Annotated in this window: 22 protein-coding genes; 14 read left to right on the top strand and 8 right to left on the bottom strand. The window is 68.8% G+C overall.

Annotation, left to right across the window (positions count from 1 at the left end; genetic code table 11):
• Positions 1-49: 49 nt before the first annotated feature.
• Positions 50-265 carry a ribbon-helix-helix protein, CopG family gene (locus HRC28_RS10065; protein WP_202033287.1) on the top strand — a complete coding sequence of 72 codons (216 nt, stop codon included), beginning with the start codon at positions 50-52 and terminating at the stop codon, positions 263-265.
• Positions 265-633: a type II toxin-antitoxin system death-on-curing family toxin gene (locus HRC28_RS10070; RefSeq protein WP_182379956.1), complete on the top strand. Its 369-nt coding sequence runs from the start codon at positions 265-267 to the stop codon at positions 631-633. The genes HRC28_RS10065 and HRC28_RS10070 overlap by 1 nt, the downstream gene beginning before the upstream one ends.
• Here HRC28_RS10070 and HRC28_RS10075 read toward each other — a convergent pair whose 3' ends face one another.
• A complete protein-coding gene (locus HRC28_RS10075) occupies positions 634-1,596 on the bottom strand; it encodes a DUF5995 family protein (RefSeq protein ID WP_182379957.1) in 963 nt (320 codons plus the stop codon).
• Between the two features lie 68 nt (positions 1,597-1,664).
• Here HRC28_RS10075 and HRC28_RS10080 point away from each other — a divergent pair, with 68 nt between their 5' ends.
• From HRC28_RS10080 to HRC28_RS10090, 3 genes are all read left to right on the top strand, one after another.
• Positions 1,665-2,837, top strand: a complete 1,173-nt coding sequence (locus tag HRC28_RS10080; RefSeq protein WP_182379958.1) for a cystathionine gamma-synthase — start codon at positions 1,665-1,667, stop codon at positions 2,835-2,837.
• Positions 2,838-2,918: 81 nt separating this feature from the next.
• The gene (locus HRC28_RS10085; RefSeq protein ID WP_182379959.1) at positions 2,919-4,871 is read left to right on the top strand and encodes a fatty acid desaturase; all 1,953 of its coding nucleotides are present in this window, start codon (positions 2,919-2,921) and stop codon (positions 4,869-4,871) included.
• 27 nt (positions 4,872-4,898) lie between these two features.
• Complete coding sequence (locus tag HRC28_RS10090; protein WP_237111778.1) at positions 4,899-6,221, top strand: AI-2E family transporter; 1,323 nt, start codon at positions 4,899-4,901, stop codon at positions 6,219-6,221.
• Between the two features lie 8 nt (positions 6,222-6,229).
• On the opposite strand, the gene greA is transcribed toward HRC28_RS10090, so the two are convergent.
• Both greA and HRC28_RS10100 read right to left on the bottom strand, forming a co-directional pair.
• Positions 6,230-6,742: a transcription elongation factor GreA gene (greA, locus tag HRC28_RS10095; RefSeq protein ID WP_182379960.1), complete on the bottom strand. Its 513-nt coding sequence runs from the start codon at positions 6,740-6,742 to the stop codon at positions 6,230-6,232.
• Positions 6,743-6,819: 77 nt separating this feature from the next.
• Entirely contained in the window at positions 6,820-7,227 is a 408-nt protein-coding gene (locus tag HRC28_RS10100; protein ID WP_182379961.1) for a DUF4307 domain-containing protein, read from the bottom strand.
• A 41-nt stretch (positions 7,228-7,268) separates the two neighbouring features.
• Here HRC28_RS10100 and mca point away from each other — a divergent pair, with 41 nt between their 5' ends.
• The 3 genes from mca to HRC28_RS10115 are packed head-to-tail and all read left to right on the top strand — an operon-like array spanning position 7,269 to position 9,088.
• Positions 7,269-8,180 (top strand): mycothiol conjugate amidase Mca, encoded by a 912-nt coding sequence (mca, locus tag HRC28_RS10105; RefSeq protein ID WP_182379962.1) that lies wholly within the window; start codon positions 7,269-7,271, stop codon positions 8,178-8,180.
• A gap of 12 nt (positions 8,181-8,192) precedes the next feature.
• Positions 8,193-8,447 (top strand): hypothetical protein, encoded by a 255-nt coding sequence (locus tag HRC28_RS10110; protein WP_182379963.1) that lies wholly within the window; start codon positions 8,193-8,195, stop codon positions 8,445-8,447.
• Positions 8,447-9,088 (top strand): LysE family translocator, encoded by a 642-nt coding sequence (locus HRC28_RS10115; RefSeq protein WP_182379964.1) that lies wholly within the window; start codon positions 8,447-8,449, stop codon positions 9,086-9,088. Before HRC28_RS10110 ends, HRC28_RS10115 begins: the two co-directional genes overlap by 1 nt.
• A gap of 21 nt (positions 9,089-9,109) precedes the next feature.
• Here HRC28_RS10115 and HRC28_RS10120 read toward each other — a convergent pair whose 3' ends face one another.
• Positions 9,110-9,703 (bottom strand): TetR/AcrR family transcriptional regulator, encoded by a 594-nt coding sequence (locus tag HRC28_RS10120; RefSeq protein ID WP_202033288.1) that lies wholly within the window; start codon positions 9,701-9,703, stop codon positions 9,110-9,112.
• 19 nt (positions 9,704-9,722) lie between these two features.
• Positions 9,723-10,673, bottom strand: a complete 951-nt coding sequence (locus HRC28_RS10125) for a sensor domain-containing diguanylate cyclase (protein WP_182379965.1) — start codon at positions 10,671-10,673, stop codon at positions 9,723-9,725.
• A gap of 74 nt (positions 10,674-10,747) precedes the next feature.
• Here HRC28_RS10125 and HRC28_RS10130 point away from each other — a divergent pair, with 74 nt between their 5' ends.
• The gene (locus HRC28_RS10130) at positions 10,748-12,019 is read left to right on the top strand and encodes an oxygenase MpaB family protein (RefSeq protein WP_182379966.1); all 1,272 of its coding nucleotides are present in this window, start codon (positions 10,748-10,750) and stop codon (positions 12,017-12,019) included.
• Between the two features lie 7 nt (positions 12,020-12,026).
• Here HRC28_RS10130 and HRC28_RS10135 read toward each other — a convergent pair whose 3' ends face one another.
• The 3 genes from HRC28_RS10135 to HRC28_RS10145 are packed head-to-tail and all read right to left on the bottom strand — an operon-like array spanning position 12,027 to position 14,189.
• Positions 12,027-13,031: a hypothetical protein gene (locus HRC28_RS10135; protein WP_182379967.1), complete on the bottom strand. Its 1,005-nt coding sequence runs from the start codon at positions 13,029-13,031 to the stop codon at positions 12,027-12,029.
• Positions 13,024-13,548: a SigE family RNA polymerase sigma factor gene (locus HRC28_RS10140; protein ID WP_182379968.1), complete on the bottom strand. Its 525-nt coding sequence runs from the start codon at positions 13,546-13,548 to the stop codon at positions 13,024-13,026. The genes HRC28_RS10135 and HRC28_RS10140 overlap by 8 nt, the downstream gene beginning before the upstream one ends.
• Before the next feature lie 47 nt (positions 13,549-13,595).
• Positions 13,596-14,189, bottom strand: coding sequence for a TetR/AcrR family transcriptional regulator (locus HRC28_RS10145; RefSeq protein WP_182379969.1), 594 nt, complete (start codon positions 14,187-14,189; stop codon positions 13,596-13,598).
• A gap of 188 nt (positions 14,190-14,377) precedes the next feature.
• On the opposite strand from HRC28_RS10145, the gene HRC28_RS10150 reads away from it, so the two are divergent.
• Genes HRC28_RS10150 through HRC28_RS10170 form a run of 5 tightly spaced genes read left to right on the top strand, consistent with a single transcriptional unit; the run spans position 14,378 to position 19,410 of the window.
• Entirely contained in the window at positions 14,378-15,124 is a 747-nt protein-coding gene (locus tag HRC28_RS10150; protein WP_202033405.1) for an ABC transporter permease, read from the top strand.
• The gene (locus tag HRC28_RS10155; RefSeq protein ID WP_182379971.1) at positions 15,124-15,960 is read left to right on the top strand and encodes an ABC transporter permease; all 837 of its coding nucleotides are present in this window, start codon (positions 15,124-15,126) and stop codon (positions 15,958-15,960) included. The genes HRC28_RS10150 and HRC28_RS10155 overlap by 1 nt, the downstream gene beginning before the upstream one ends.
• Entirely contained in the window at positions 15,957-17,264 is a 1,308-nt protein-coding gene (locus tag HRC28_RS10160) for an MCE family protein (RefSeq protein ID WP_182379972.1), read from the top strand. Before HRC28_RS10155 ends, HRC28_RS10160 begins: the two co-directional genes overlap by 4 nt.
• Positions 17,261-18,331, top strand: a complete 1,071-nt coding sequence (locus HRC28_RS10165; protein WP_182379973.1) for an MCE family protein — start codon at positions 17,261-17,263, stop codon at positions 18,329-18,331. The genes HRC28_RS10160 and HRC28_RS10165 overlap by 4 nt, the downstream gene beginning before the upstream one ends.
• Entirely contained in the window at positions 18,328-19,410 is a 1,083-nt protein-coding gene (locus HRC28_RS10170) for an MCE family protein (protein ID WP_182379974.1), read from the top strand. Before HRC28_RS10165 ends, HRC28_RS10170 begins: the two co-directional genes overlap by 4 nt.
• Positions 19,411-19,422 lie beyond the last annotated feature (12 nt).

Consider the following 19,422-nt stretch of genomic DNA (forward strand, 5'->3'; position numbering starts at 1 on the left):
GCTGCGCGAGCGACGCTTTGGTATCACGTTGATACCAAGGAGGAGTATCATGACAACCATGGCCTTCACCCTGCGCACCGATGCCGAGCTCGAGGCTGCCCTGGCGGAGCTCAGCGAGGCGCGCGGGGTGTCCAAGCAGGAGATTGCTCGCGCTGCAATCCTCGAGATGCAGGCCCGCAGCCAGCACCGATCGAAGGTTGTTTCTGCGTCCTCGGCTTCCCGGGACCGCTGGGGCGACGTGCTTGACCGCCTCGGTTCCGTGTGATGGTCGAGTACCTCGACCTCGAGGACCTGCTCGCCCTGACCAACGATCTCCGCGCGGGACCCGTGCGTGATGTCGGTCTGCTCGAGGCGGCCGCTGCACGGCCCAAGACGTCGGTGTTCGGGGAAGACGCGTATCCGTCATTGTTCGAGAAGGCGGCGGCGCTGCTGCACTCGATCTGCCAGAACCATGCGCTGGTTGATGGCAACAAGCGCCTTGCATGGCTGGCGACCGACGTGTTCCTTCGGATCAACGGCACCGTGATCGAGATGTCGGACGAGGACGCCTTCGCGCTGGTCATGAGGGTGGCGGCCCAGCACGTGGAGGTCGGCGACATCGCCGGGGTTCTCGAGCAGGCGTTCGGTGGCTGATCAGTTGTCGCGGCCGTGCACGGCGCACCAGGCGTCGCGTTGGGCGGGCTGGGCGACGAGGACGGAGCGGATCAGCTTCGCCTGGAGGACCGAGTAGAGCTCGATCTCCTGCTCGACCAGCTTGCGCTGGGCAGCGGTCTTCGCGAGCGTGAGGGCCTCGGCGTGCCGCCAGACCATCTCGCGCCAGCCGCGCATGATCAGCCCGGCGGCGGTCTCCTCGACGGTGCCGGCGTCGATGTCGTCGAAGGTCGGGTCGAAGCGGCGCGCTTCCTCGGCGAACACCGGGCCGTAGAGGGTGTCGAGCCGGTTGTTGTACCGGTTGTGGTCGGCCTTGTGGCTGCCGTTCGGGCCCGTCAGTCCCACCGCGGCCAGGACGTGCGGGAAGTCGCGGTTGATGTGCGCGTTCATCGCCAGCATGAAGTTGCCCAGGCCGCTCATGGCGCGGTCGTCCTCGGCCTTGAGCGCGATCTGCCAGGCGCCCGGGAGGCCGGTGCGCTGGCCGGACTCCCACTTGCTGGTGACGTCGAAGTAGAGCTCGGCGAACACGGCGTCCACACGGTTCAGCCAGGCCCGGTCGGCGAAGTAGCCGGTGCGGACGGCGTCGCGCACGTTCTCGGTCACCCGCAGGTAGGCCAGCGAGAAGATCGAGGAGTGCGCGCAGGAGGTCGACAGCCGATCGAGGCGGTCCTCCATCCGCACCACGACGTCATCGATGCACGCGTCGGCGCCGCTCACGCACACGTTCCCCGTGTACGGCGTCGCGGGAAGCGGTAGTGGAGCGAACAGGCGGATCAGGCCGTCGAAGACCGGCAGCACCAGCCCGCGCAGCGGGTCCGGATCGCCCGATCCACCGGTGTCGTCGGCGGAGGCCGGTGGCGCGGCGACCCCGATTCCCATGATCAGGAGCACGGTGGCCATCAGCGTGGAGAGCAGGGCGACGAACGAGCGGCGGGGCGCGGTCACATCAGGTTGAACGAGCGAGACCAATCCTCGTGACGCCGCCCTGAAAATCAGGTGGCTAGGCTCTTGGGGTGAGCAACCGCGAGCACCTTGACACTGCTGGCTTCGAGACCCGGGCCATCCACGCCGGCTACGAGCCGGACCCGACGACCGGAGCGGTCATTCCTCCGATCTACGCGACCTCGACCTACGCGCAGGACGGCGTCGGCGGGCTGCGCAACGGCTACGAGTACAGCCGTTCGGCCAACCCGACGCGCACCGCGCTCGAGTCGACGCTGGCCGCCCTCGAGGGCGCCGCGCACGGCTACGCGTTCGCGTCCGGCCTCGCCGCCGAGGACACCCTGATCCGCGCGCTGTGCCGCCCCGGCGACCACGTCGTGCTCCCCAACGATGCCTACGGCGGCACCTTCCGGCTCTTCGACAAGGTCGCGACGGCGTGGGGGCTCAGTCACAGTCCGGCACCGGTGACGGACCTCGATGCCGTGCGTGCCGCGATCCGGCCGGGCGAGACGAAGCTGGTCTGGCTGGAGACGCCCACCAATCCGCTGCTGTCGATCGGCGACATCGAAGCGATCGCCGGCGTGGCGCACGAGGCCGGAGCGAAGCTCGTCGTCGACAACACGTTCGCGTCGTCGTACCTCCAGCAGCCGCTGGCGCTCGGCGCCGACATCGTCGTCCACTCGACCACCAAGTACGCCGGCGGTCACTCCGACGTCGTCGGTGGCGCGCTCGTCGTCGACGACGCCGAACTGGCGGAGAAGATCGGCTTCCACCAGAACGCCATCGGTGGCGTCGCGGGTCCGTTCGACGCGTGGCTGGTGCTGCGCGGGCTGAAGACGTTGGCGCTGCGGATGGAGCGGCACTGCGACAACGCCGAGAAGATCGCCGACTACCTCTCCACCCACCCGGCGGTCAGCCAGGTCATCTACCCCGGCCTCGCCGACCACCCCGGTCACGAGGTCGCTTCGCGGCAGATGAAGCGGTACGGCGGCATGATCTCCTTCCGCGTCAAGGGTGGCGAGGAGCAGGCGCTCGCGGTGTGCGCAGCCACGCAGGTGTTCACCCTCGGTGAATCCCTGGGCGGGGTGGAGTCGCTGATCGAGCACCCGGGCCGGATGACGCACGCGAGCGTCGCGGGCACGGACCTCGAGGTCCCCGCGGACCTGGTGCGGCTGAGTGTCGGCATCGAGACCGCCGACGATCTGCTCGCCGATCTCGACCGGGCACTGGCCGCCGCCAACTGAACCCGCTTCCGCTCGGGGGCTTGTCAGACCCCGAACGAGCATGAGACTTTACAAGTCCGCCCCGACTGTAAAGCAGGTTCGATGACCGTCACTGCCGTGCCCGGCCAGCAACGAGTGCTCGGTCTGCCCGACCCCGGCGAGAAGGTTCCCGGCCTGGCCTGGCCCACTGCTGCGCTGTACGTCGGCACCCTGGTGCTCTTCGTCGCCGAGATGTACGGCGTGCTGGGCGGCGGATGGACGCCGTGGTTGACCATCCCGATGGGTGCGGCCGTCACGTTCCTCATGTTCAGCGTGCTGCACGAGGCGACGCACCACGCGATCAGCAGCGACACCCGCCTCAACAACACCTTCGGCCACCTGTCCCAGCCGTTCGTGGCGACGTACACGACCTTCCCGATGATCAAGTTCATCCACATCGAGCACCACCGCAACACCAACGAACCGAAGACGGTCGACCCGGACGGGTGGACCAGCGAGGGTCCCTGGTGGCAACTGCCGTTCCGCTGGCTGACGATCGACCTGTGGTACTTCGTCTTCTACCTGCGACGGATCTTCGAACGGCCCCGGTCCGAGTCCGTGCCCACGGCCCTCGTCTTCGTCGCGGTGATGGCGACGTTCGGATGGCTGTTCACGACGTCGTATGCGAGTGAGCTGGCCACGATCCTGATCGGGCAGCGGATCGGGCTGATGGTCCTCGCCTGGTGGTTCGACTACCTGCCGCACCACGGGCTGACCGCGACCCAGCGCGAGGACAAGTACCAGGCCACGCGGGTCCGCGTCGGCGGTGAGTTCTGGCTGACGCCGCTGTTCGTCTACCAGAACTACCACCTGGTGCATCACCTGCACCCGAGCATCCCGTTTTATCGGTACGTCCGCGCCTGGCGTCGCAACGAGGAGGCGTACCTCGACCGCAACGCGGCCATCTCCACCTGGTTCGGTCGGTCGCTGTCACCCAGCGAGTACCGCACCTGGCGCCGCATCACCGACGACCTGCGCACCACCCCCGACCGTGCCGGTGCCCAGCGGCCGACCTTCCGTGCCCTGCGGGTGCAGTCCGTCGCCGCGCTGACGGCCGAGAGCACCCTGGTCACCTTCGACGTGCCGGCCGACCTCGCGCACGAATATCGCTTCGTGCAGGGCCAACACATCACCCTCCGCGCCGTCATCGACGGCCAGGACGTGCGCCGGTCGTACTCGATCACCGCGCCGGTCTCCGAGGGCACGCTGCGCGTGGCCGTGAAGCAGATCGAGGGTGGGCTCTTCTCGACGTACGTGAACAACCACCTGCAGGTCGGCGACATCCTCGACGTGATGACACCGACCGGGCGTTTCCACACCGCGCTGGAACCGACCGCCCAGCGGATCTACGCCGCGGTGGCTGCCGGGTCCGGCATCACCGCGATCCTGTCCAATGTCGCCACGACGCTCGAGGCCGAACAGCACAGCCGCTTCATCCTGGTCTACGGCAACCGGACGTCGGACTCGACGATGTTCCGTGCCGAACTCGAGGCGCTCAGCGACCGGTGGGACAACCGGTTGACCGTTCACCACGTGCTCTCCCGGGAGCCGGGGGCGGCGTACGTCGGCCGGATCACCGCGGACCTGGTCCGGGAGCTGGTGTCCGAGGACGTCGACGCGTGGTTCCTCTGCGGTCCACAGGAACTCGTCGACTCCCTGTCGTCGGAGCTCCCCGGTCAGGTCCTGACCGAGATCTTCCATGCCGAGCAGACCCACGCCGACCTCGCCGTCGACGTCGAGAGCCAGGTGATCGTTGCCCTCGACGGGGTGGAGAGCACGTTCGTGCTGCGGTCCACCGGTGACACGATCCTGGATGCGGCGCTGCAACAGGGCCTCGAGCCGCCGTACTCCTGCGCAGGCGGAGCCTGCGGAACCTGCCGCGCCAAGGTCCTGCTGGGCAAGGCAGTCATGGACCAGAACCATGCGCTGGACGACGCGGAGGTCGCGACCGGTTACGTCCTGACCTGCCAGGCGCACCCGGTGACCAAGGAGCTCCGGCTCGACTACGACGCCTGAGCGGGAGTGGCCCACTAGCCTGTGCCCGTGACCAGCGACGGCCCCACCGAGCCCGAAGACCTGCCTGCCCCGGAGCCCTACGACCCGCTGGATCCGGACGAGTTGCCGCCGGCGGAGCCGCCGTTGTCCGAGGAGGAACGCGAGGAGCGGCTCTTCCGCCGCTTCGCCCACCAGTGGGCGATCGTGCGGGAGGAGCGCCGCGAGGAGCGTCGGGCCGAACTCCCGGTGCTCGCGAGCGGTCCGTCGAACTACCGCCGCGCAGAGGTGCCCTTCGGTCTCGACCTGGCGGCTGGCTGGGCCTGGCGGCTGCTGATCATTGCCGCGGCGACGTACCTGCTGGCCCGGGTGCTCGGCTTCTTCGCCGTCGTCACGATCCCGATCGCGGTGGCGCTGCTGATCAGTGCGCTGGCGGCTCCGTTCGTCCGTGCCCTGACCCGGATGGGTGTGCCGCGAGGTCTGTCGGCACTGCTCGTGGTGATCACCGGTTTCGCGATCGTGGGTGCGCTGCTCACCTTCGCCGGGCAGCAGGTCGCATCGGGCGCCAATGACCTCGCCGACTCGACCGTGCAGGGCCTGCAGGAGATCCGGAACTGGCTGCGCGACGGGCCGCTCAATGCGAGTGACTCGCAGATCAACGACTACATCAAGAACGCCCAGGACATGATCCGGGACCGCTCGCAGAACGGTGAGGTCCTCGCCCAGGTCACCGAGGTCGGCGCCGCGCTCGGCCACGTCGTCGCCGGCTTCTTCATCGCGGTGTTCGCGACGTACTTCTTCCTCGCCGACGGCGACCGGATCTGGTCGTGGATCGTGCGCATCGCGCCGCGCGCGGCCCGGGAGCGGGTCGACAGCTCGGGCAAGGTCGCCTGGATCTCGCTGGTCCAGTTCGTCCGGGCGACCGTCCTGGTCGCGCTCGTGGACGCCGCCGGCATCGCGCTCGGAGCAGCGATCCTCAATGTGCCGTTCGTGCTGGCGATCGGCGTGTTGGTGTTCCTCGGCGCGTTCGTCCCGATGATCGGTGCCTCGATCGCAGGCAGCGTCGCGATCCTGGTCGCCCTGGTCGACCAGGGGCCGCTGACCGCCCTGCTGATGCTCGGCGTCGTGATCGGTGTGCAGCAACTGGAGGGCCACGTCCTGCAGCCGTTCCTGCTCGGCCGCTGGGTCTCGCTGCACCCGCTCGGCGTCATCCTGGCGATCGCCGGGGGAGTGCTGGTCGCGGGCATCGCGGGCGCGCTGGTCGCCGTACCGCTGGCGGCCGCGGCCAACGCGGTCGTGCTGCACCTGGCCGAAATGGCCGAACCGTCCGCCCCCGAGGGGACGGACGGTCCGGAAGAACCTGTGCTCGCCTAGCTGGATGCCTAGCCGGCGAAGGGCTTGGCGTCGAGGATGACGACGGTCTGCGCCTTGCCGTTGACCTCGTAGCTCACCGTCTCGCCCTTGCTGCGGCCGTTGATCGCCTGGCCGAGCGGGGACTGCGGGGAGTAGACGGTCAGGCCGTCGCCCGGGTCGATCTCGCGCGCGCCGAGGAGGAAGGACTCCGCGTCGGCGTCGTCATCGCCCTCGAACTTGTAGGTCACGACCATGCCGGGCTCCACGATGCCGTCGTCCGGCGGCGTCTCGCCGACCTCGGCACGACGGAGCATGTCCTCGAGCTGGAGGATCCGGAGCTCGTTCTTGCCCTGCTCCTCGCGGGCGGCGTGGTAGCCGCCGTTCTCCTTGAGGTCGCCCTCGTCGCGGGCAGCACTGATCTCGGACACGATCTCGGCGCGGCGGGGACCCTTGAGGTGGGTCAGCTCCGCCTGCAACTTGTCGTGGGCGTCCTGGGTCAGCCAGATGGTGTTGGCGCCGCCGGACTGGTCGGTCTGCGTCATGTGGAACTCCTGTACTGCTCGTCGTGCACCCGTTCGGGTACAGAACGAACGAGTCTACCCGCCCGGACTCGAGCGGGTCAGCGATACCGGGGCTGGCCCTCGGTCTTGCATCCGATCCACTGCACCGTCGTCGCGCGGCGGTGCGTCTTGATCGCAATGTTGTACGTCGGCCCGTCGGCGGCATCCGGCTCGAAGGTGAGCTCGCCGACGACTGCCTTGTCGTGCGAGATCGCGCGCAAGTCGCACGTGGCGTCGACCGGCCCGTCGCCGTACTCGATCTGGACCTCGATGGTGGCGTTGTGGTCGTCGATCACCTGGTGGCCGATCTCCTCCGAGGAGATCGCGGGGCTGGCGTGGAAGAGCATCGCCCACAGCAGCCAGCCGAGGAACGTGACCGAAACGGCGACCGCGAGGACGATCACCGCCAGCCGTCGGGCGCGCGACGGGGCGCCGTACCTGCCGGCCAGAGTGTCGGTTGAGCTCACCGGTTCATGGTCCCATGCCGTCTGTTTCTACGATGGGGGGCATGCCCTCCACGCACGCGCCCGCGATCGACCGCTCCGGGCTGCGGTTGATGCACGTCCATGCTCACCCCGACGACGAGTCGAGCAAGGGTGCGGCCTCCACGGCGAGGTACGTCGCCGAGGGCGCGTCGGTGCGGGTGGTGACGTGTACGGGTGGCGAACGCGGCTCGATCCTGAACCCGAAGATGGACCGCCCCGACATCCTCGCGAACATCACCGAGGTGCGTCGACAGGAGATGGAGCGGGCGCGCGACATCCTCGGGGTCAGTCAGACCTGGCTGGGCTTCGTGGACTCGGGTTGGCCCGACGGCGACCCCAAGCCGCCGCTTCCCGATGGCTGCTTCGGACTGGTCCCGCTCGAGGAGGCAACAGAGCGCCTCGTGCGCCAGGTGCGCGAGTTCCGGCCCCACGTCGTCACGACGTACGACGAGCGGGGCGGCTACCCGCACCCCGACCACATCCGCTGTCACGAAGTGAGCGTCGCGGCCTTCGAGGCGGCGGGTGACCCGGACCGGTTCCCCGACGCGGGGGAGCCGTGGCAGCCCCTCAAGCTGTACTACCACCACTCCTTCAACCGGCCCCGGATGCTGGCGCTGCACGAGGCGATGCTCGACCACGACCTCGAGTCGCCGTGGGCCGAGCGCCTCAAGGAGTGGAAGCCCGAGCCCGAGTGGGACGCCCGGATCACGACCCGGGTGCCGTGTGGCGATTACTTCGGGGTGCGCGACCAGGCGCTGCTCGCCCACGCGACCCAGATCGACCCCGACGGATTCTGGTTCGCGATCCCACGCGAGTTGCAGGAGAAGGTCTGGCCGACCGAGGACTTCGAACTGGTCACCAGCCACGTCACCTCACCGCTGCCCGAGGACGACCTGTTCGCAGGCATCGCTGCGCCGACCAGTGGCGACGCCTGAGACACTGACGTCATGCACGCGCTCGCTGTCACCGTGGCCTCCGTCCTGCTCGCTGTCGAGGAGAAGGCGCCGGAGGACGACAAGGTCGTTGCCGGCCCGCTCGGTGCGTTGATCTTCGGGTTCCTGATCCTGTCGGTGATCGTGATCGGCTGGTTCCTCACGCGCAGCCTGCGCAAGGCGGGCAAGGCCCAGGAACAGGGCTTGTACGGCGACGTACCCGCTGCTGAGGACAATGTCGCTTCCGACGGCAACGAGACGGTCGACTGATGGTCGGCCTCGACCAGCTCCTGGGCTTCGGCCTTGCCGCGCTGGTCGTCATCGTCATCCCCGGACCGAGCGTCGTCTTCGTCGTGGGGCGCGCGGTGTCCTACGGCCAGCGGGTGGCGCTCGCCAGCGTCGTCGGCAACACGCTCGGCCTGTTCGTGGTGATGGCCCTGGTCTGTCTGGGCCTGGGCGCGATCGTCGCGGAGTCGATGCTGGTCTTCACCGTCATCAAGTTCGCAGGCGCCGCCTACCTGATCTGGCTGGGCGTCCAGGCGCTCCGCCACCGCAAGAACTTCCGGATGGGGGACGGCGACGCCCGGGTCTCGCTGACCGGCTGGAAGGCCATCCGCCAGGGCTTCGTCGTCGGCGTCAGCAACCCGAAGGGGTTCTTGATCTTCGCCGCGATGCTGCCGCCCTTCGTCGACCAGACCTCGTCGTCGCCGGTGCCCGCGCAGATGTTCGCGCTGGGCAGCCTGGCTGTCTTGCTCGGCCTGGCGTGTGACTCGATCTGGGCGCTGGCCGCTGGTCGTGCCCGGGAATGGTTCGTCGCGTCCGAGAGCCGGGGGAGCGCCCTCGGCGCCATCGGCGGTACGTCGATGATCGGGCTCGGCGTCGGCATGGCGCTCACCGGCCGCCACAACTGACGCCCCCGGCGAGCTCCGGGGTCAGGCCTGCAGATAGCCCATGACGAGGGCCACCATCTCGTCGAGCAGTTCGTCGCGCGCCAGGTTGGCCGGCTGGTCGAGCACCCATCGGGTCGCGAGGGTCTCGAGGCTCAGCACCAGCACCCAGGCCGCGACGGTCGGGGACGGTCGGCGGCTGCTCTCGGGCCGCGCCGCGAAGTAGAACGCCGCCAGGTCGCCGACGCGCTTCTCCAGGACGGATCGCCGGGCCTTGTTGCGGGTGAGCGGTAGTTCTTCGATGACGACCCGCAGCAGCTCCGCGTCCACCTCCAGTGCGGCGACGAGCGCGTCGGCGGTGTCGCGCACCGCGGTCTCTCCGGCGCCACCGATCCGGTCGGACAGTGAGGCGGCCACGCTCTCGGCCACCTGTTCCCAGTAGCGGTCGATGACCACGTCGAGGATGGCGGTCTTGTCCGGGAAGTACTGGTAGAGCGAGCCGGGGCTGATCCCCGCGGTGGTCGCGACGCGGTTGGTGCTGAAGGCGTCGTACCCGTCCTTGACGAGCACGGCGCGACCCGCGGTGATGATCCGCTCGACCATCTCGCGGGAGCGGGCCTGCCGGGGAGCCTTGCGCACGGGGCCGAGCGTAGACGGGTCAGGCGGAGCGGGCTGCCACCTGGCGCCGCTTGGCGTCGTACATCCGGGCGTCGGCGTTGAGCAGCGCGTCGGGCAACAGGTCGATGGAGGTCAACGGCGCGGTACCGATGCTGGCCCGCCTGACCAGGGCGGGAGCGAGTCGGGTGTGGAGTTCGTCCGCGCTGAAGTCGGGGCTCATCACGGCGAACTCGTCGCCACCGAGGCGGGCGATCACATCGGTGTCGCGCAGGTGGTTGCGCAACAGCTCCGCGACCTCGCAGATCAGCGCGTCGCCGGCCCCGTGGCCGCCATGGTCGTTGACGAGTTTGAGGCCGTCGACGTCGATGAACGCGACCGCGGCCGAGGTGCCGAGGCGTTGGCGCCAGCGCACACGTGCCTGCTCGAGGAAGCCGCGCCGGTTCCACAACCCGGTCAGGTCGTCGGTGATGGCGAGGAGATGGGTGGTCTCGTGCAGTTCGACGGCGGAGACCAGCTGGGTGTGGACCGCCACCTTGTCGAGGGCGACCGACGCTGCGTTGGCCAGTCCCTGGAGCAGCGCGATCTCCTCGTCCGTGGCTTCGTGGGTGTCGGCCCAGTAGGCGCCGATGGCGGCGATCGGGTCGATCGAGCGCACGGGCATCATCACCAGGCTCTTCACGAACGTCGGCCGGTACGCCTCGAACGGAATGCGCGGATCGGCGTAGATGTCGGGGATGACGACGTGGGTGCCGTGCAGCATCGCCCAGCCGCTGATGCAGGCCTCGAGGGGAAAGCGCAGGCCCTTCCAGAGCGGCTCGATCGCGTCCTCGTCGGCGTAGAAGCACTGCTCGCCGTCCCGCAGGACGAACGTGGCGCCGTCACAGTGGGCGAGTTCGCGCGCCGCACTGCGGATGACGGCCTGGACGTCGTCGAGGTCGGCGGCGAGCGAGAGCTGCTGGATCGCGAGCAGCAGGCGGTCCACTCCGTTCATGCCTCCCCTTTCGGCAGCAAGCAGGCTGACATTCGCGAGTTGAACACGAGTAAATGCTCGCGTCACAATGAACCATGAGCGCTGAAGCTGCTGTCACCCCCCACGGGTCCTGGTCCGGCACCACCCCGTCCCGCTTCAAGGCGGGCGGCGACCGCAACCGCCGTCTCGGCCGCCCGCTGAAGCTGATCGGTCGCGTGAAGGACGTCGACGACGCACTCCTGACCCGGATCGGCGAGGCGATGATGGAGCGCGACGAGCCGGGAGCGCGGCTCGCGGACGCGATCCGATTGCGAGCAGGTGCCCCCGGCCGGGTCACGATGGAGCAGGCCCGCCAGGCCATGGAGTACGGCGTCGGGTCGGTGCCTGACGCACCCCCGGCGCTCGTGGAGTTCTTCTCGATGGTCGAGGCGGAGCCGGACTGGCTCGATCGCGACCTCGTCGAGGAGGGTGCCCGGGTCTTCCGGCGCCTCGGGCAGAACGCCCAGGACGTGCTGCTCCAGTTGTCCCTGGTCGGCGGCTACCGCTTCGGTGGGCCGACCGACCTGCTGGTGGCCACCGGCGCGCTGACCGGCGGCGCGACCCTGCGCCGGCTGGCCGAGACGCAGAAGTGGGGTGCGGCGCTGCCGCGGCCCGGCGCGCTGACGCCGCCGCGTGACGGCGCCGCCGCCGGTGAGGCCTGGCGGCTCACCGTGCACGTCCGGCTGATGCACGCGATGGTCAACCACTCGTTCGAGCCGCAGTGGGACACGGCGCGATGGGGACTGCCGATCAACCAGGCCGACCAGGCATCGACGCTGGGTCTCTTCGACGGCGTGCTCCTGATCGGCTCCCGGGCGCTCGGGGTGTCGATCGGGAAGCGCGATTCCCGGGCCCTCATGCACCTGTGGAAGTACGTCGGCTGGTTGATCGGCGTCGCCGACGAGTTCCTCGTCGATGACGAGTGGGAACGTCACCGGATCGACTACCACGTGCTCCTCGCCCAGGGCCCCATCTCCGAGGCCGGGCCGAAGCTCGCCCAGGCCGTCGTCGCGACGCAGACCGAACGCACCTACCCCGGCGTCCCGGGGTTGTTGCAGGGGATGCGCGGTCGCTACGAGCGGGAGCGGCTGCTCTCGATGCTGACCGTGTTCCTCGGTCCGGAGAGCATGCGCGAACTCGGCCTCCCGATGCGGCCGCCGTGGGCCCACACCTACCTCGTCGCGCTCAACACAATGAGGTATCGCGTGTTCGGCCGGCTCCCCGGCGGGCAGGACCGGCTGCTGCGGTGGGGTGACCGGCGAGTGCAGTGGGTGCTGGACAGCTACTTCGAGGGCAAGCCGGAGGACGTCGGCAAGATCGGGGTCTGACGCCCGGTCAGCCCAGTCCGAGAGCGCCCAGGGTGGTCGGAAGGGTGGCGTTCATTCCGGGTGCCCAGCCGTCCCACGTGAGGACGCCGCAGACACTGTCGACCAGCCGGATGACGTCTCCGTGGTCGGTGGCCACCACGAGGAACGACGACGGCTCCGACGCCAGGCAGCTCTCGCCCTCCACTTCGCTCGGGTCCTGCCAGGCGGTGTCGAGCGCGGCCAGCTGGGCAGCCGTCAGCGGCGTGGCCTCGCCGGTCGGTGAGCACCGAACCGCGGCGACGAGGCCTTCGCGTCCCGGCTTGACGGGGCTCGCGGCGGGAGCCTGCTCGCAGCCCAGAGGGCCGGTGTAGTCGCGGTGGTATGCGAGGTCGTCGCGTTGCTTGTCGAGAGCTCCAAGGAAGGCGTTGAGGAGGTCGCCACCGTCGACTTCGTGACCCTCGACCGCAATGGTGCCGCAGAACGTCGTGGGGACGAGTGTGGTCCGGTTGCCCATCGTGAACATCAGGGACTGGCGGGTGTTGAGGACCGAGATCGCGGCGCAGCGGGCCGGATCGGGTGCAGGCAGGTCGGCCAGGTCGGCAAGGAATCCGTCGAGGTCCTCGACAAGAGCGTCCATGCCGCCGAGCACCCTGCTCTGGTCAGTTGTTGACAGGGGCTGTGCCATGCCGCCGTCGAGGTCGGGGCAGAAGCGGACGCTCGTGAGGCCGTCGAGGGTGCCGGTCGTCTGGCTCGCGTCGGCGAGCTCGGGCAGGGTCGCCGGGCAGGCCGGGGCGTCGTACGGCGCGGTGGTCTCGGTGTCGTCGGCGGCACGATCGGCGTCCGGGCCCTGGGTGGAGACGACGGCGGCAGCGCCGATCACGGCGACCGTCGCGGCCGCGGCGCCGAGGCCGACCAGGCGGTTGCGGTGGCGCGCACGACGGGCGGCCGTGCTGACTGTCTGCGGGTCGAGGCTCGAGGCGTCGTCGGGGACTGCGGCCTGCAGCAGGCCGCGGAGCTGGGTCTCTTCATTCATGGGAGTCCTCCAGGAGTCCGGATGTGCGGAGGGCGCGCAGGGCGCGTGAGGTCTGGCTCTTGACCGTGCCGGCGCTGATCCCCAGCGCCTCGGCGGTCTGGGCCTCGGAGAGGTCGTCGAAGAACCGGAGTACGACGACCGCTCGCTGTCCGCGCGGAAGGCTGGCCAGCGCGACGAGCACGTCCTGGCGCACCCCGGCATCGGCGTCACCAGAGGACGGCCGGTCGGGCAGCGTGCCCGTGGGCACCTCGCCGTTCCAGCGTCGCCGCCACCAGTCGGTGTAGGTGGTGAGCATCGTTCGTCGTACATAGGCATCGACGGCACCGCCGTCGATCCGGTCCCAGCGACCCCAACACTTCATCAGGGCGGTCTGGACGAGGTCCTCGGCCTTGTGGCGGTCGCCGGTCAGCAGCCATGCGCTGCGCCACAGCGCCCGACTGCGTGCGGCGACGTACTCCTCGAATGTCGGCGCAGCGCCGGGTTTCTCGTTGACGAGCACGGGGACAGCCTCGCGCATTTCACCACCTCCACCCCTCAGGACGGGGTGGGTGCGGGGATCGGTTGTCAGAGCAGCGTGCCGCGGATCACGATGTCGATCGCGAGGTAGGCGGCCTCGCGCGGGTCATCGCCGTCGGCGCCGGCGCGCACGGCCAGGGCCTGGGAGCTGGCGATGCCGCCGAGGCCCCAGGTGGTGAGGAAGAAGTAGGCCGCGGAGAGCGGGCCGGGGCGGGCGTTTCCGAGCTGTTGCTGCTCGAGGATGGCTGCGCGTGCGGTCTCCTGGACCGGGCCGATGTACCGGTCGTACATGTAGTCGAAGCGCGGGCCGGGGCGGGCCGACTCCTGGTGGATGATCCGGGCCAGGGTGGGTTGCTCGAGGGTGACGTCGACCCAGCGGCGCATCAGGGTCCGCAGCGCCTCCTCGGGCTCGAGGTCCTCGTCGAGTGGGGCGAACAGGGCCGCGGTCAGCCGGGCGAAGGCGTGGTCGACGGCGGCCGTCCAGGCGGCGTCCTTGGACGGGTAGCGCTGGTAGACCATGTTGTGGCTGACGCCCAGGTGCCGGCAGATGGCGCGGATCGACGCACCGTCGAAGCCGAGGTCAGCAAACGCCGCGAGGAGCTGGTCGAGCAGGTGATCGTCATCGATCAGACGCGGGCGCATGCCGTCACCGTAGTGGGCGGGTCGTGGGCCGTACCGCCCATTTTGGAGTTTGTTGTCAACTGCCAACTTAACCCGTAACGTTGGTCACAAGTCCTCGTTGGCGGTATGTCAACAAGGATCGAACCGGGGGGTCAGTCGTGGCAATTGCCAACGCTGGGCGGGAGGTACCGTCTGCGGCCAGACCGCTACTGCCCATCGGTGACCTCTTCCAGTTCACTGCCCAGGTCGTGCGAGCGCTCTTCCAGCGCCCCTTCCAGTGGCGTGAGTTCTCCGACCAGGCATGGTTCGTCACCCGCGTCTCGCTGCTCCCCACGATGGCCATCACCATCCCGTTCGGGGCAGTGCTGAGCCTGCAGATCGGCTCCCTGTTCAACCAGCTCGGCGCGCGCTCGTTCACCGGGGCGGTGTCGGTCGTCGGCATCGTGCAGCAGGCGGGCCCGGTGGCCACGGTGGTCATCGTCGCCGGCGCAGCGGGCACGGCCGTGGCGGCCGACCTCGGCTCCCGCAAGGTGCGCGAGGAGCTGGACGCGATGGAGGTGCTCGGCATCTCGGTGATCCAGCGGTTGGTGGTGCCCCGCGTCCTCGCGATGGCGGTCATCGCCGTGCTGCTCAACGGCGTGGCCACCACCGTCGGTGTCGCCGGTGGCTACGGCTTCAACGTGCTCGTCCAGGGCGGGTCGCCCGGCGCGTACGTCCACGCCTTCACGGCCCTTGCCCAGCTGCCGGACCTCTGGGTCGGTGAGATCAAGGCGTTCATCTTCGGAGCCATCGCCGGCATCGTCGCCTGCCACCAGGGCGTCAACGCCAAGGGCGGGCCTGCGGGTGTCGGTGCCGGCGTCAACCAGTCCGTCGTCATCTCGTTCGTGCTCCTGTTCGTCGCCAACGCGGTCCTGACGCTGGTCTACTTCCAGCTCGTCCCGCCGAAGGGGCTGTGATGTCGACCAGCAACCCGATCACCACCGCTGTCCGAGCGACGCACCAGGCGCTCGGCGAACTCGGCGACCAGGTCGCCTTCTACGGCAAGGCCCTCGGCGGCATCCCGAAGGCGTTGACGCGCTACCGCGGCGAGGTCTACCGGTTGCTCGCCGAGGTCAGCCTCGGTCGCGGCGCGCTCGTGATGGTCGGCGGCACGCTCGGGATCATTGTCTTCGAGGTGCTGGCCGTCGGCTCGGTCGTCGGCCTGGTGGGCTACCAGGGCCTGAAGCAGGTCGGTATCCAGCCGTACGTCGGCTTCCTGTCGGCGTACTTCAACACACGTGAGGTGGCGCCCCTGATCGCCTCGAACGCACTCGTGGCCACGGTCGGTGCCGGCTTCACGGCCCAGTTGGGTGCGATGCGGATCAGCGAGGAGATCGATGCCGTCGAGGTGATGGCGATCCCGTCGATTCCCTACCTCGTCACCACGCGCGTCATCGCCAGCTTCGTCGCGGTGATCCCGCTCTACCTGGTCGGCCTGATCGGGACGTACGCGGCGACCCAGGCGGTGTCGGTCTACTACTACGGCCTCACGCCCGGCACCTATGACCACTACTTCACGCTCTTCCTGCCACCGATCGATGTGCTCTATTCGTTCGGCAAGGTGCTGGTGTTCGCGGTGATCCTCACGCTCATCTGCTGCTACTACGGCTTCACGGCCAGCGGCGGCCCGGCCGGGGTGGGCGTCGCCGTCGGACGCGCGGTCCGCCTCTCGCTGGTGATGATCGTGATCGCCGACTTCTTCCTCAGCCTCGCCCTGTGGGGGTCGAGTACGACGGTGCGGATAGCAGGATGAGCAGGCCGCCGAGTCCTCACGCGCGCCCTCTACTCGGGCTCGTCTACATCGCGGTCCTGACCGCGCTCATCGCGACGAGCATCGGTGTCTACAACAAGTCGATGCCCTGGCAGGACGCGGTCGAGGTCTCGCTCACCACGACCACGCCGGGCCTCGAACTGAACCCGAACTCCGACGTGAAGCTCCAGGGCCTGCGGGTCGGCGTGGTCCGCGAGGTCGTCTCCACCGGCGAGGCCGCCAGGGTGATCCTCGAGATCGACCCCGACAAGGTCTCCCTGATCCCCGCGAACATCGATGCGGCGATCGTGCCCAAGACCCTCTTCGGTGAGAAGTACGTCGACCTCCGGGTGCCGCCGCAGGCCTCGACCACGCCGATCGCTGATGGGGGCGTGATCGAACAGTCGAAGACGTCGGTCGAGATCGGCGCGATGTTCAGCAAGCTGGTGCCGGTGCTGCAGGCGCTCAAGCCCGAGCGGCTCTCGGTCACCCTGGCCGCGCTGGCCGACGCGCTCGACGGCCGCGGCGAGAAGCTCGCCGTCACCCTGACCCAGCTCGAACAGCTCACCGGCGAGCTCGATCCGCACATGGAGACGCTGGTTTACGACCTGCGTCAGTTCGCCGAGGTGTCGGACGTGTACGCCGGGGCGGCGGACAACCTGATGCGCGTCCTCGACGCCTCGACCGGCATCTCGACGGACCTCCTCGTGCCCGACGAGCGGTCGATGGGCGAGTTCCTCGACCAGGCGCTGTTGTCGGTGAAGAAGACCGATCAGGTGCTCGAGGAGAACGACGACCGCATCGTCCGGTTGGCGGGGGACTCGCGCGCCGTCCTCGCACTGCTGGATGAGTACTCGCCGGGCCTCGGTTGCTTCCTCGAGGCGTTGCACACCGGGGACATCCTCGCCAACGAGTCCGTCGGGTCCCGCGGTTCGTTCATCGACCTCACCATCGACATGGTCACGGCCAACAAGCCGTACACCGCGCCCAACGACCTGCCCTCGAACCCCCTCAGCGACGCCCACGCCAGCACGCTCCCGAGCTGGGTTCCGAACTGGAAGCCGCACTGCCCCGAGTACGCGCCTTGGGTGTACGACCTGCAGGAGTCCGTGGAGTCCGTGGAGTCCGCGAAGCCGGCGGCCCGGCCCGCCGTGCCTGACCTGGCCGCGGCCATCCAGGAGGCCCGTGAAGGCATGGCTCGGGCGAAGGCTGCACGGGCGCTGGGCGTGCACAACGAGGACGTCCCGACCTACGCCGAGCTCCTCGTCCTGCCCCTCATCGCCGACGGAGAGGTCCGGGCACCATGACATCCACCCATCGCTCCAGGATCCCCTCTTCGGCGTACAAGCTGGTGGCCTTCGGCACGATCACCACGGTTCTCATCGGCGTGCTGGCGACCCTGATCGGCAACATCTCCTTCGTCGACAGCCGTACCTACTACGCGCTGTTCTCCGACGCAACGAGCGTGTTCAAGGGCGACCGGGTCCGGCTGTCCGGGGTGGAGGTCGGCTCGGTCCGCGGCCTTGAGATCGTCGACGGACCGAACGGGACGCACCTGGCCCGGGTCGAGTTCACGGTCGAGGACACCGTGCCGATCTACGCCGACGCCCAGCTGCAGTTGCGCTACGAGAACATCGTCGGCCAGCGCTACCTCTCGATCTCCGAATCGCCCGAGGGCCAGGAGAAGATGGCCGACGGCGGCACCTTCCCGGCTTCGCAGACGACGCCGGCCCTCAACCTCACCGAGCTCTTCAACGGTTTCCAGCCGCTCTTCCGGGCGCTCGAGCCGAAGCAGCTCAATGACTTCAGCTTCCAGTTGGTCCGCGCACTCCAGGGCGAATCCACCGACCTGGCGGCCTTCATGCGCGACACCGGGCAGCTGACCAACACGATCGCCGACCGCGACGCGGTCATCGGCGACGTGGTCACCAACCTCAACACGGTGCTGGAGACCGTCGGCACCCGTGACGGCAAGCTCACCGCACTGATCGTGGAGTTCCGCGACCTGATGACCGGCCTGTCGAAGAACAGCGACACCATCGAGGCCGCCCTGCCCGACCTGGCCAGGTTGCTCGCGGGTACGACGGACGCCATCGCCGACGTCCGGGGCCCGCTCAAGAAGGACGTCGACTCGCTCAAGGTCCTCTCGGGCCAGCTCCACGACACGCGGGGTGACCTCGAGGACTCCTTGAACATCACGCCGGAGCGCCTCAAGGTGCTCACCCGCGCCGGTTCATACGGGTCGTGGTTCAACTACTACCTGTGCGGCCTGTCCGCCGAGGTGCAGCTGCTCAACGGAGCGGTGACGTTGGGAACTCCCTCCGTCGCGGTGACCGACAAGAACACGGTCTGCGCCGGGGGGATCGAGCAATGACCAAGCAGAGTCCGAGTGACTGGGCCAAGGTGCGGGCCGCACTCGTCGGCCTCGCCGGCATCGCGGTTCTCCTTGCCGCAGCCGTGAACTTCCAGCGGTTGCCCCTCGTGGGTGGCGGCGAGACCTATCAGGCCGAGTTCACCGACGCGGCCGGTCTGGTCGCCGGCGAAGAGGTCCGCGTGGCGGGGATCAAGGTCGGCCAGGTCGACTCGATCGAACTGGCCGACACCTTGGTGCTCGTCACGTTCACCGTCAAGGGCGTCGACATGGGCGACGACACGACGGCGGGCATCGAGGTGAAGACCTTGCTCGGCCAGCACTTCCTGCGGCTGAGCCCCAACGGACACGGCGAACTGGCGGAGGGATCGACGATTCCCCTTGCGCGGACCTCGACCCCACTCAACATCGTTCCGGCGTTCGAGCAGCTGAGCGGCCAGATCCAGGAGATCGACACCGGCCAGGTCGCCGAGGCCTTCGATGCACTCACCGAGACGCTCGGGGCGACCACACCCGAGACGACCCAGACGCTGAACGGCCTGAGCCGGCTCTCGCTCGCGATCTCCTCGCGCGACGAAGAGATCACCGAGCTCTTCTCCCGCACCCACCAGGTGTCCGGAGTCGTGGCCGACCGCGACAAGGAGTTGGCTGAACTGCTCACCGGCACCGACGACGTCCTCCAGGTGCTTGCCGATCGGCGTGCGGTGATCACCGCGATCATTCGCGACACCCGGGGCCTCGCCCAGCAGATCAGCGGCCTGGTCACGGACAACGAAGAGGGCCTCGAGAAGGCCCTCACGCAGCTCGATGCGGTGCTCGAAGTCCTCAAGAAGAACCGTCAGCAGATCGACGACACGATGAAGTACGGCCTGTCCTATGCGCGCGAGTTCGTATCGGTCGGTGGTAGTGGCCGCTGGTTCGACTCGTGGGTGAAGTTCCCCACCCTGGCGACGCTCTGCGCCAAGGACTCCGACAACGACCTGTCGGCGCTGCTGGACACCGTGCTGACCCCGCTCAACGAGGCCGCTACCGGGAAGTCGACACCGTGCCTGCCCCTCGAGGTCCCCGGAGGAACGCAGTGATCGGGAAGACGA

The sequence above is a fragment of the Nocardioides sp. WS12 genome (assembly GCF_014108865.1).
In the GTDB taxonomy this organism is placed as follows: Bacteria; Actinomycetota; Actinomycetes; order Propionibacteriales; family Nocardioidaceae; genus Nocardioides.